12 protein-coding genes are annotated in these 11,883 nt (G+C 40.2%); 8 read left to right on the forward strand and 4 right to left on the reverse strand.

The window, feature by feature from the left end:
• The first annotated feature begins 62 nt into the window (after positions 1–62).
• From J502_RS12540 to J502_RS12550, 3 genes are read left to right on the forward strand one after another with little or no spacing between them, the layout of a single operon-like run.
• Positions 63–347, forward strand: a complete 285-nt coding sequence (locus J502_RS12540; protein WP_005406383.1) for a hypothetical protein — start codon at positions 63–65, stop codon at positions 345–347.
• Positions 348–1,865, forward strand: coding sequence for a PepSY-associated TM helix domain-containing protein (locus J502_RS12545; RefSeq protein ID WP_005406493.1), 1,518 nt, complete (start codon positions 348–350; stop codon positions 1,863–1,865).
• The gene (locus tag J502_RS12550) at positions 1,862–2,215 is read left to right on the forward strand and encodes a hypothetical protein (protein WP_005406411.1); all 354 of its coding nucleotides are present in this window, start codon (positions 1,862–1,864) and stop codon (positions 2,213–2,215) included. Before J502_RS12545 ends, J502_RS12550 begins: the two co-directional genes overlap by 4 nt.
• Positions 2,216–2,311: 96 nt before the next feature.
• Here J502_RS12550 and J502_RS12555 read toward each other — a convergent pair whose 3' ends face one another.
• Entirely contained in the window at positions 2,312–2,794 is a 483-nt protein-coding gene (locus J502_RS12555; protein WP_005019743.1) for a MarR family winged helix-turn-helix transcriptional regulator, read from the reverse strand.
• 503 nt (positions 2,795–3,297) lie between these two features.
• On the opposite strand from J502_RS12555, the gene J502_RS12560 reads away from it, so the two are divergent.
• The 4 genes from J502_RS12560 (at position 3,298) to aliA (ending at position 7,779) form a co-directional block, all read left to right on the forward strand.
• On the forward strand, positions 3,298–4,062 hold the full coding sequence (locus J502_RS12560; protein WP_005019745.1) for a glucose 1-dehydrogenase: 765 nt from the start codon (positions 3,298–3,300) through the stop codon (positions 4,060–4,062).
• Between the two features lie 75 nt (positions 4,063–4,137).
• On the forward strand, positions 4,138–4,920 hold the full coding sequence (gene badI, locus J502_RS12565; RefSeq protein ID WP_005406403.1) for a 2-ketocyclohexanecarboxyl-CoA hydrolase: 783 nt from the start codon (positions 4,138–4,140) through the stop codon (positions 4,918–4,920).
• 12 nt (positions 4,921–4,932) lie between these two features.
• A complete protein-coding gene (gene aliB / locus J502_RS12570) occupies positions 4,933–6,090 on the forward strand; it encodes a cyclohexanecarboxyl-CoA dehydrogenase (protein ID WP_005406433.1) in 1,158 nt (385 codons plus the stop codon).
• Positions 6,091–6,144: 54 nt separating this feature from the next.
• Positions 6,145–7,779 carry a cyclohexanecarboxylate-CoA ligase gene (gene aliA, locus J502_RS12575; protein WP_005406400.1) on the forward strand — a complete coding sequence of 545 codons (1,635 nt, stop codon included), beginning with the start codon at positions 6,145–6,147 and terminating at the stop codon, positions 7,777–7,779.
• A 566-nt stretch (positions 7,780–8,345) separates the two neighbouring features.
• Here aliA and J502_RS17305 read toward each other — a convergent pair.
• From J502_RS17305 to J502_RS12585, 3 genes are all read right to left on the reverse strand, one after another.
• Positions 8,346–8,480, reverse strand: a complete 135-nt coding sequence (locus J502_RS17305) for an AAA-type ATPase lid domain-containing protein (RefSeq protein ID WP_444978777.1) — start codon at positions 8,478–8,480, stop codon at positions 8,346–8,348.
• A gap of 46 nt (positions 8,481–8,526) precedes the next feature.
• Positions 8,527–9,708 (reverse strand): MFS transporter, encoded by a 1,182-nt coding sequence (locus tag J502_RS12580; protein ID WP_034684336.1) that lies wholly within the window; start codon positions 9,706–9,708, stop codon positions 8,527–8,529.
• 171 nt (positions 9,709–9,879) lie between these two features.
• Entirely contained in the window at positions 9,880–10,563 is a 684-nt protein-coding gene (locus J502_RS12585; RefSeq protein ID WP_005406290.1) for a cupin domain-containing protein, read from the reverse strand.
• Positions 10,564–10,855: 292 nt separating this feature from the next.
• Here J502_RS12585 and gcvA point away from each other — a divergent pair, with 292 nt between their 5' ends.
• The gene (gene gcvA, locus J502_RS12590; protein ID WP_034684334.1) at positions 10,856–11,770 is read left to right on the forward strand and encodes a transcriptional regulator GcvA; all 915 of its coding nucleotides are present in this window, start codon (positions 10,856–10,858) and stop codon (positions 11,768–11,770) included.
• Positions 11,771–11,883: the final 113 nt, after the last annotated feature.

The raw sequence follows: 11,883 nt of genomic DNA on the forward strand, positions 1-11,883 counted from the left end.
GAACTATCTGTAGCAGTACAGATAGTTCTTCATTTCTTGAGATGTCATGAAAGATAACGTCAATGGATAAAAAGAAATCAGAATGGCTATCTATTAGAGAGATTTTTTATATCTGCTTGGCAGCTTATGCCTATAGCGTATGGATATCTTGGGTTTTACCTGATTATTTACCTTTCGCAAAAGCTGAAAATATCTATTTTTCTGCCCTCCTGGGTTTTATTTTTCTCATTTTTTATATTGTATTAGTTCCTGGTCTGCATTCTAAGAAATGGCAAAAGAGAATAAATTATCTGAGTTATGTCTTGTTGCTAGGCTATTGGATAATAAAAAAAATAGGAGAACATTAAATGCAGTTTCGCCAGGTACAGGCAACTTTGCACAGCTGGTTGGGTATAGTTGTACTATGGTCAGGTTTCTTAATCTTTTTTACCGGCTCCATTGCCTACTTTAGAACTGAAATTAACCTCTGGTCTAAACCTGAAATTTTTTTATATTTAAAAAAGCCTCCTCCTTCTTTTGAATCGGCCCAAGTCGCTTATGATTATTTAAATATGCATGCCCTGGAAGCAAAAAGATGGCGGGTGAATCTTGCGAATTCCCGAATGCCCTTTAACACTTTAGAGTGGCAAGATAAAACAAATAAGTACCATAAAATACAAGATCCGAATACAGGATTAATCTTAAAAGAGGCCCGAGAAAGTTTGGGAGGCGACTTCTTTTTTAAATTACATTACAGTCTTTATCCCTTACCAGATGTAGTAGGTAGAACGCTTGTAGTCATTATAGGGGTCCTATTTCTTATTGCATTAATCAGCGGGATATTGACCCATAAAAAAATATTTAAAGATTTCTTTGTCTTTCGAAGTTTTAAAGGACAGCGGACCTTGTTAGATTTACATCATATTACTGGCGTAGTAACGCTTCCTTTTTATTTAATTATGGCCTTTACTGGCATCATGATTTTCTTTTATCTGCTCATGCCTTGGGGAATCAATCAACAATATGGCGAAAATGGAATAAAAAAATTTTATAACGAAATACAATATATCAATCCGCCAAAACTGGCAGCAGATTCAGGTATTCATTTAAAAGAATTCTCTACCTTCTCCAGTCAATTACCTCAACAGGGCAGTAATGGTACTACTCTGGAGAAATTTGAAGTTAAAAATCCAAATACTACGGAAGCCTTAATTACGTTTGACTATGGATATAAAAAATTAATTACTTTCAATAATCCACAATTTATTTTTTTAGCAAATACTGGAAGGCAACTAAATAATGAAAGGAATCTTCATCCTGTCGCTCAAATCAGCTCGGCAACCTATGGGATTCATTTGGGTTATTACGCCAGTCAATCAATGAGATGGGTGTTGGCGAGTTTAGGTTTTGCTGGTTGCATCATGCTGGTCGCCGGAGCTTTATTATGGCAAAAGAAACGGATTAAACAGCAACATACATTAAGTTATAAGATAGTGAGTTACCTTAACTATTTCACTTTCTTGGGCTTGCCATTTGCAACAGCCATGTATTTTTTGGCCAACCGTGTTTTACCAACCAATCTTGAACATCGAGTTCAGTACGAGTTACTGACATTTTTTATAAGCTGGATTGGAATTCTAATCATTCCGATGCTGATCAAAATGCAAAAAGCTATTATTTTAGCCTTTATATTCACTGCTTTTATTTTATTGATAACAGTATTAAGTCCTGTATTTCTTTCTCCACAAGCTTTCATCCTCAATACATGGTTACATCAGCAATGGCCTATAGCAGGCGTTGACCTCGTATTTATATTTATTGCTATAGGATATATTTCTGCTTGTTATTATTTTAGAAAAATACAAATGAGTAAGGTGAATAAATGAGTTTGGTTGCAATATTATGGGCAGTTGTTGCAATGATGCAGCTTTGTATGACCAGTCAAATTGGAATGAAAAAACTTAATAATAACTTCCTGGCTTTTAATCATGCTCGTTCTTCTTTAAAAATATTATCGTTTATTTTTATGGGCGTTTCTTTATATCTGAACTGTCTGGATAATGGTGTTTCTGTAGGAATTATCAGCTGGTTTTTCTTGATTATAACTTCAGCATTTTTTTTACAGATTTTATTTTTCTATCATTTTAAAAAATGGTTTTTTTTAATCTGGATCTTTTTATTTCTTCTGGTAGTTTATTATCTGTTAACTCATATATTTAATAATATTATAGTTTAAATCTCACTGAGAGTTTAGTAGTAACCTACTAATTAAGGAGAGCAAACTTTTAAAAAGACATTGTTAAGTAAGTGCATTATAATTACTTAAAATATTTTAGGTGTGATTTTGAATTTTAATGCTTTTAAGTCCATCATTCACCTTATTTAGCAAATGAATCAGGGTAATTACATCATCAAAGGTGAGCTTATTTAGGGCCTGACCATAAAACTCAAAGAAATCAGCTTGCAAGTTGTCCCATGTCTCCAAGCCTTCAGCCGTCAGCGCAACAATTTTAGCACGGCGGTCCTGTTCACTAATGACCCGCTCCACCAGACCGTCACGTTCTAGCCGTTTTAATACTGCGTCCAGATTTTGCCGGCTCACGCCCAAATATTCAGTCAGATCAGAAAAGGACATTCCTGATTTAACTTTTGGACGGGACAAAGCACCCAGCACCGCCCAATGTACTGGAGATATTTTCAGCTCATTGAGGCATTTGCGGTCCAGGCTGTTGCCCACCTGAAACAGCCGGAAAAAAAGCCGGTTATGCGCAGAATATAAGGATTGATCATATTTTTTTGACAAAGTATCACTCACAATATTGGATATCCTCAAAACTGAAATAGCCGAGCCGCGCAGAGTATAGCCTATCACTTTTTCGCTTTAATCAGTTTCTTTTATCATTTGTTTTAAAAATCATAGTGTTTTTGCAGAAATTTTCCTATTTAAATTCTGAGTCGATCAATTTTATGGCTTGGAAATCTCTCTTTTTCTCCTCACTTCCATTGCGCTCACTCGCCAAATATCTAAGGTTTTCTTCCTGATTTTAAAGGAATAAATTATCTGTCATGCAAAAAACATATTTGGGCTCTAAAGTGAGGTCAGATTCAAATTAATCTAAAGCTAAAAACCAATATAGGTCAATACATTGAATAAATAAAAATATTAAGTTATTAATAAATATATAGATAATGATTTATAGATATTATTTTATGTAAAGATATTGACATAAATGCAATCTCTTTCTATTTTAGATAAAACACACCGAATTAAAACAACAGTCGATTAAATTCGACAACAAAATAGCGTAGGGATGAGCAATGAAGGGATTAAAAGACAAGGTTGTGATTGTGACAGGCGGAGCAGGCGGAATTGGTTCAGCCACCTGCCAACGTCTGGCAGAGGAAGGCGCCAAAGTTGCCATTTTTGATATGAATCTGGAAGCGGCTGAAAAGCTGGCGAATGAAATCAATCAATACGGTCAGGCACTGGCAATTCAGTGTGATATTACCCAAAGTGATGTAGTTGAGCAGGCAGTTCAAAAAACCGAAACTGAACTCGGTCCAATTAATGGACTCGTCAACAATGCCGGCTGGGATATTTTTAAACCTTTTGTTAAAACCAATCCGCAGGAATGGGAAAAACTGATCCAGATCAATCTGGTCGGTATGCTGAATATGCACTTTACTGTGCTAAAAGGCATGGTAGAACGCAATTCCGGCAGTATTGTCAATATTGCTTCTGACGCGGCCCGGGTCGGCTCTTCGGGTGAAGCAGTCTATGCGGCCTGTAAAGGCGGCTTTTTATCTTTCTCTAAAACGCTGGCACGTGAGCATTCACGTCATAACATCAAAATTAATGTGATTTGCCCGGGACCTACAGATACGGCTTTGCTTGCAGGCGTGACTGAAGGCGCGTCAAATCCGGAAAAATTACGTGAAGCTTTTATTCGTGCCATTCCACTGGGTCGTTTAGGTCAACCGGATGATTTGGCTTCTGCCATTGCCTTTTTCTTGAGCGATGATGCCAGCTTTATTACCGGACAGGTACTCAGTGTCTCTGGCGGTTTAACCATGAACGGTTAAACGGAAATCATCATTTAATTTCATAACCATCACAGTTCAACCAGATAGATAAAAACAGTACAGGATGTAAAGAAAATGAATTTTGAAGATATCTTATATGAAGTTAAAAATGGTGTTGTCTGGATCACGATTAACCGTCCAGAAAAAATGAATGCCTTCCGTGGCACCACTTGTGACGAGCTGATCAAGGCGTTAAATAGAGCAGGTTATGACCGTAACGTGGGCGCAATTGTGCTGGCGGGTGCAGGCGAAAAAGCCTTCTGTACCGGTGGTGACCAGTCCGCGCATGATGGAAATTATGATGGCCGCGGCACGATTGGCTTACCAATGGAGGAATTACATACCGCCATCCGTGATGTACCTAAACCGGTAATAGCACGCGTACAAGGCTATGCCATTGGCGGTGGCAATGTGCTGGCAACCATTTGTGACTTGACCGTCTGTTCAGATAAAGCCATTTTTGGTCAGGTTGGTCCGAAAATGGGATCGGTTGATCCGGGCTATGGCACGGCATTTTTAGCGCGTGTGGTAGGTGAAAAGAAAGCCCGTGAAATCTGGTATATGTGCCGCCGTTATTCTGGTCAGGAAGCTGTTGAAATGGGCCTGGCGAATAAATGCGTACCGGCTGATCAACTGGACGCTGAAGTGCAGGCTTGGGCAGAGGAAATTTGTCAGCGTAGTCCGACTGCCATTGCAATTGCCAAACGCAGTTTCAATATGGATACCGCACATCAGGCAGGTATTGCTGGCATGGGCATGTATGCGCTAAAACTTTATTACGATACTGAAGAGTCTCGTGAAGGAGTCAATGCACTGAAAGAAAAACGTCAGCCTGAATTCCGTAAGTATGCCAAATAAGGAGACTGATCCATGAAAAAGAATCCTTATATCACTGAAGAGCTCGAGTTTTTGGCAGAAACAGCAGAAAAATTTGCCCAGAAATATATCGCCCCAGGCTTTTTGGAACGAGACCAAAGCCGAATCTTTGACCGTGATCTGGTCAAAAAGATGGGTGAAATGGGCTTTATTGCACCTGAGCTGCCGGAACAATACGGCGGTCAGAGCATGGGCAGACTGGCGGCTGGAATTATCCATGAAGCGATTGCCAAAGCAGATTTAAGTTTCTCCTATATCAACCTGCTTGCTTCCCTAAATGGGCAGATTCTGGCCGAACATGGTCAGCCAGAAGTCGTTGAGCCTTGGCTGAAAAAACTCACTGCAGGCGAAGCTATCTTTTCAATAGCTTTGACCGAGCCGCGAGGCGGTTCTGATGCAGCGAACTTGCGTTTGAAGATTGAACGTGATGGCGATGAATATGTCATTAACGGCGAAAAGACTTCAATTTCTGCGGCCGATCAGGCAGATGCTTCTGTAGTGTTTGGTCGTATTGGTGCCAATGAAAATGGCGCACATGGCGTGACAGCGCTTTTAGTTCCAATGAATTTACCGGGCATCAGTACCACACGTTTTGACTGTCATGGTCAGCGCGCCATTGGTCGCGGTTCAATCTTTTTTGACAATGTTCGCGTACCCGTAAATCACCGTCTAGGGGATGAAAACAAAGGTTTTGTGCAGGTGATGCAGGGCTTTGATTTTTCTCGTGCGCTGATCGGTTTACAGGTTTTGGCCGTTGCCCGGGTGAGTCTGGATGAAGCCTGGGAATATGCAGCCCAACGTGAAGCTTTTGGTCAGCCATTGACTGCTTTTCAGGGAGTTTCGCATCCACTGGCGGAATACGAAACCCAGGTTGAAGCGGCACGCTTACTTTGCCTGCAAACCTTATGGCTCAAGGACAATCATCTGCCACATACCTCTGAAGCGGGCATGTGTAAATGGTGGGGGCCAAAACTGGCCTATGATGTAATTCATCAATGTCTGTTGACCTTTGGCCATGCCGGTTACGATCGCGGTGTGATGGAACAGCGGATGCGTGATGTACTTGGTTTCCAGATTGGTGATGGAACGGCCCAGATCATGAAAACGATTATTGCGCGACATAAGGCAGGACGTAAGGCTGTTCCGGCTTAAGGAAAATAAGTCTAAACCTGAATACGATAATTATAAAGAATGAGGAATAAACGAATGGATTTCGATGCGGTTCTGATCCCGGCCAGAAAAGAGGCCATGCTCAAACAGGGATACTGGTTAAACCAGACAATACTCGATTTTTTACGCAGTGCCGTAGAAAAGAATCCGGATAAAACAGCATTAGTCAGCTTTAAGCTCGAACAGCGGACTGAACAGACTTTCAGCTATCAGCAGCTTTGGGATATGACCAATAAAATTGCGCTGGGTCTAAAACAGCTTGGTGTTGAAAAAAATGATGTGGTGTCTTGCCAGTTGCCGAACTGGTGGGAATTTACCTTGCTTTATCTGGCTTGTAGCCGTATCGGTTCAGTACTCAATCCGCTTATGCCGATCTTCCGTGAACGTGAACTGGAATTCATGCTCAAACATGGTGAATCCAAAGTTTTTGTTGTACCTAAAACGTTCCGCAATTTTAATCATGAACAGCTGGCCAATCAGCTGCAAAACAAGCTGGATAGCTTGAAGCAAGTAGTGGTGGTCAATGGTGAAGGTGAGAATAATTTTGATCATCTGTTACTCAATCATAGTCTGAAACAGGATGCTTCAGCAGTTGCTGCGCTGGATGGACTGGAATCTGGCCCGGATGACATTACCCAGCTGATTTTTACCTCAGGCACGACCGGTGAACCGAAAGGCGTGATGCATACTGCCAATACCTTATTTTCCAATATTGTGCCGTATGCAGAAAGACTGCATTTAACTGAAAATGATGTGGTATTAATGGCTTCACCAATGGCACACCAGACCGGTTTTATGTATGGCTTAATGATGCCGATTCAGCTGAATACCAAAGTGGTGTTGCAGGATGTTTGGGATGTAGCCAAAGCAGTGGACCTGATTCATCAGCATCAGGTGAATTTCACCATGGCCTCGACACCATTTTTGAATGATTTGTCCAGTACCGTGGCAGAACAGCATGATAAAGTCGATTCACTAAAGATTTTCCTGTGTGCCGGTGCACCCATTCCAGGTCCATTGGTGCAAAAAGCCAGGGAAACTCTGGGTGTTAAAGTCATATCAGCTTGGGGTATGACTGAATGTGGCGCTGTAACACTAACCAGACCTGAAGATAAGGATGAACGCTCTTTTAATACTGATGGAATTGCATTGCCAGGTGTTGAAATCAAGATCGTGGATAAAAAAGGACAGAGTAAAACTGTTAATGAAGCCGGCCGTTTAATGATCCGTTCATGTTCCAGTTTTGGAGGTTATTTAAAACGCCCACATTTAAATGATACAAATGTTGAGGGCTGGTTTGATACCGGAGATATCGCATATCAGGATGAGCAGGGTTACATCCGGATTTGCGGACGTAAGAAAGATGTGATTATCCGTGGCGGAGAAAATATTCCGGTTGCGGAAATTGAGTCACTATTATATAAGCATCCAAATATCGCTTTAGTAGCATTGGTGGCTTATGCAGATGAAAGGCTTGGTGAACGTGCATGTGCGATTATCAAACTAAAAGATCCAGCACAGCTTTTGAGTTTAAATGAACTGGTTGATTTTCTTAAAACCCATAATCTGGCCATACAATATATTCCTGAACGTTTAGAAATCTGGGAAGAAATACCAATGACACCCTCTGGAAAAATCCAGAAATTTAAATTGAGAGAGTTATTGCAGTAAGCTATAAAATAATAACTTAGAAAATCAGCTTATTTTTTTAATAAAAGCTAAGCAGTAAAAATAATTTCTATTAACAGGATTGAAAATTTTTGATGTGGAAAGGAAAGCTTAAACCTATAAATTTTAGAATACTTTAAATGCGATATAATGTAGCTGCTTGGTTTAAATTTTAAAATATTCACAGGCCTAAAGTTTTCTTCTTTGCTAAGCGCTAAATATAATATCTATCAAGCTCAGGACAGTTTCATTTTAGGTGAAACTGTCATTCTATAGTTATTCAATAAATAATTCGATACTGTCTAATATCTGGCTAAGAAAAACTATACTTTTTAAGTCGATAATCCAGTTTCGCCCGGCTAATACCGAGCAGCTTCAGAACTATTGGGTCTGGCTTTTTACATAGTAGTCCCAATTAATTGCTGTTCATGCTGCTCCAGATCGAAACCTTCTGTCAAAATAGTAGCTAAATCTGTTCCAGTGTATTCAGTATAGTTATCATCGTGCTGCGTTTGCGTTTGCGTTTGCGGGAACAAAACATTTAGTTTAATTAACAGCTGATTTTAGGTTCACAGGACGGCACATTCCAGCAGATTTTCCAGCTTTCGGATATTTCCTGGCCAAGCATAGGCTTGCATAAAGGCTGTGGCTTTTTTACTGATACCCTGTATCTGTTTACCATAGCAATAAGTGAATTGATGAATATGTTATTACTATAATGCACTATCTATCATTATTGATTGTGGAAACTTAATCATTCTGCGTCTTCTTAGATAACCATACTAAAGAAAGTGCTGTAATAACCAGCCATGGAATAAGGGCCATATTCATGACTTTCCAGCCAATTATATCCAGCAATGCCCCAGCACTAAATGAGCAGATCAATCCCACCACAAAAACTGTCATGTCATTAATGGCCTGTGCCTTGGCTTTTTCTTCGTGAGTATAAGTTCTGGTTAATAAAGAAGTACTGCCAATAAACAGGAAATTCCAGCCTACACCCAATAAAACCAGAGAAATGGCAAATGAATGGAATTGCAGACCAGAAAGGGCAAAAGCGATATAACAGGCAAACAGTAAGAGACCTGCAAACATGACTTTCAATACACCAAAACGGACAATCAGGTTACCCGTAAAAAATGATGGCAGGAACATCCCCAGTACATGCAATTGAATTACAGTGGTAATTGTACCTAATTCATGATGAGCATGACGCATGGCAATTGGTGTGGCAGTCATACCTAAAATCATGATGCCATAACCAGTAATTGCGCCCAGTAAAGCCACTAAATACATAGGCTGAAATACAATTTTTGGCCAAGGTCGTCCTGCACTAAAACTGGTCTTAATTTCCACCTGATCTGGAATATGCAGTCTTGATAAGATTCCCATCGCAATCAGGGAAACGATAGTAATGATCAGGAAAGAACCCACATATTCCAGATGATTAAATAGTGGTCCACCAAAGCGACCAAAACCCGGACCAATCAATGCTGCAACCCCCCCCCCCGCCATAACAAACGAAATTGCACGGGAACGAAAGGCATCATCTGCTACTTCACTGGCAGCAAACCGGTAGAACTGGGCAAAGGATTGATATGCTCCCACACAGAATGTGCCTAATGCCAATAGAGAAAGTGAACTATAGATAATACCAACTGCTGCAATAATTCCACCTGAAATACCTAAAAAAGCGCCACATAAAAAGCCATTGCGCCTGCCTACTTTTGCCATCCACATTGAAGCAGGGAACATCATCATGGCTGTACCTAAAAACATCGAGGCAATTGGCAGGGTGGCAAGGGTAGGCGTATTGGCAATATTTGCACCTGCCAGTCCGCCAATCGTCATCACCATGACTGAAACGGTCTGGAATAAAGACTGTGAACTTGCCAGAATGAAAACCTGGCGGTGCATGGTATTTTGCAGCATAAAAGTGAAACCTGAATTTTTATAAGTAAATGATTGATGAGCGTTTTTAGGTGGAATTATTACCACCTGGAACCAGGCTTGAGCTGATTTCATTCGTACATAAGTCTATTGAGCCTGTTCTGGTAAATAGATCGCTTAAACCTGCACTAATAGTGGCAATCTTGGCCCTTATCACGGCTTCTGTTCCATAAATTTTTGAGCAGATAAAAGATGTCCTGTCTTTACATAAAGGATTGCTCCTGCTGAACAAGCATGAAAGTTATGGCTGCTTTGAATCGGTAAACGAATCCATGAGCCTGCAGGATAAGTTTCTCCATTTGCAAGCAATTCACCTTGTATCACCAGAAGTTCAATTCCGTTTGCACTGTGCTCAGCAAAACTCTGATGGGGTATTAGTTTTTCCAGATAGGTTTGTTCGTCCTGAGAGTCATATAAAGGGCAAATCTTACGCTGATTAAGTGTTTGCCAGTTTTCGGGTTCATGGGTATTGATACGCACCGGCAGTACATCTTCTCTGGTCATTTGCATGAGTTTGACAAAAATCAGTGTGCCTTCTTCACTGAATGGAGTATGTTTTGATCCATCCGGATTTCGTAAATACCAGCCTGCTGGATAATGATGGTTGCCATTTTCAGTAAATGTTCCAGAGAGCACTAAAATTTCTTCACCTAATGGATGTTGATGCTCTGGAAAAATGCTCTGCGGTGCATAACGAACCAGACTGGTGGCACGGGCTGTTTCACCACCTATTCTATCGAGCATAACTCGTTCAACTTCACCACCAGGAGATTTGACCCATTGATAATCGTTAGGTCTAACCATAGCCACTTGGGAAAAATCAGCGTTAATCCACATGCTTTGTCTCATCTATTCAAAAAGTCAGATATCCTGTTGATCTGATAAAGATTAATAGGAAGAAAAACTTAAAAATGTTAATACTGATTGTTACTATTTACTGCTTCTAACAGACGCGCTGAATAGGGTTAGGCCTGCTAGAACATTTAATATAATTGTGACCAATAGAGCTTCCTTATCCAGTTTTGTATTTAAAGGGCTTTGACCCATAAAGTGAAAAATTGATTCTATAAAGATGGTTCTATACAAACAAACCAGTTAATCTTATAGTAATTGATAGAAAATCTTTAGAATGAAAACTCCTGTATATCTCAACGCATTAAGAGCTTTTGAAGCCAGTGCCAGACATCAAAGTTTTTCCGCGGCAGCTATTGAGCTGAATGTAACTCCTGCAGCGGTGGGACAACTGGTTAAAAGTCTGGAAGATTACCTGGGCATTACATTGTTTCAGCGGAGTACAGGGGGAAAAGCCCGCTTGGTGGTAACTGAAGCTGCATTAATGGCATTGCCCGATATTCGTGCCGGTTTTGATAGATTATTACTTGGTTTGGAAAAACTACAGGCACAAACTTCAGCAGGTGTTTTAACTGTTGCGGTCAGCCCGGCTTTTGCATCGAAATGGTTGCTGCCAAGAATTGATACTTTTCAGCAAGCCTACCCTGAAATTGATATTCGACTGGATACTAACTTGGAACCTGTAGATTTTGCTCAATATGGTATTGATATTGCCGTGCGATATGGACAGGGAAACTGGTCAGGACTAGTTGCGGAAAAACTCATGGATGAAGAGGTTTTTCCTGTTTGTTCACCAGGGTTTTATCAGAAATATCGACACCTGTTAAAATATGTAGAGAACTTATTAAACCTACCTTTAATTCATGACTTAACACTGGATGTCCATACAGGTTTTACTACTTCGGATACATGGTTGAAGTACAATCAGGTGAGCAATGGCCCGACCCAGCGAGGATTAAAAATTAATAATTCAGCTGCTGTACTACAGGCAGCAATTGATGGGCATGGGGTCGCATTGGCAAGAAGTGTTATGGTGGCAGATGATTTAAAAACAGGGCAGTTGATACGTTTATATCCAGATATGAAGTATTCATCGGCCTTGGCCTATTATATGGTCTATCGACAGGAATGTCAGAATAAGCCGAAATTCGTAGCCTTTAAAACATGGCTGATGGACGAGGTAAAGTTATAAACTAAATAATTTTTTGATATTGTTTTTAGATGTATATATCAGTATCTATTATTTAAATAAATTATGTATATCCAGTTTATTGGAATAATTGAAGTATATAATAAAATGTCTTG

It is taken from the genome of Acinetobacter sp. 1294596, assembly GCF_000582925.1.
GTDB classification, from domain to species: Bacteria; Pseudomonadota; Gammaproteobacteria; order Pseudomonadales; family Moraxellaceae; genus Acinetobacter; species Acinetobacter radioresistens.

What these genes read in the sequence shown, in the direction of transcription:
- J502_RS12540 (WP_005406383.1), top strand. Translation starts at nt 63, where the DNA reads ATGGATAAAAAGAAATCAGAATGGCTATCTATTAGAGAGATTTTTTAT.
- J502_RS12580 (WP_034684336.1), bottom strand. Translation starts at nt 9,708, where the DNA reads ATGCTGCAAAATACCATGCACCGCCAGGTTTTCATTCTGGCAAGTTCA.
- badI (WP_005406403.1), top strand. Translation starts at nt 4,138, where the DNA reads ATGAATTTTGAAGATATCTTATATGAAGTTAAAAATGGTGTTGTCTGG.
- J502_RS12560 (WP_005019745.1), top strand. Translation starts at nt 3,298, where the DNA reads ATGAAGGGATTAAAAGACAAGGTTGTGATTGTGACAGGCGGAGCAGGC.
- J502_RS12585 (WP_005406290.1), bottom strand. Translation starts at nt 10,563, where the DNA reads ATGTGGATTAACGCTGATTTTTCCCAAGTGGCTATGGTTAGACCTAAC.
- aliA (WP_005406400.1), top strand. Translation starts at nt 6,145, where the DNA reads ATGGATTTCGATGCGGTTCTGATCCCGGCCAGAAAAGAGGCCATGCTC.
- gcvA (WP_034684334.1), top strand. Translation starts at nt 10,856, where the DNA reads ATGAAAACTCCTGTATATCTCAACGCATTAAGAGCTTTTGAAGCCAGT.
- aliB (WP_005406433.1), top strand. Translation starts at nt 4,933, where the DNA reads ATGAAAAAGAATCCTTATATCACTGAAGAGCTCGAGTTTTTGGCAGAA.
- J502_RS12550 (WP_005406411.1), top strand. Translation starts at nt 1,862, where the DNA reads ATGAGTTTGGTTGCAATATTATGGGCAGTTGTTGCAATGATGCAGCTT.
- J502_RS12545 (WP_005406493.1), top strand. Translation starts at nt 348, where the DNA reads ATGCAGTTTCGCCAGGTACAGGCAACTTTGCACAGCTGGTTGGGTATA.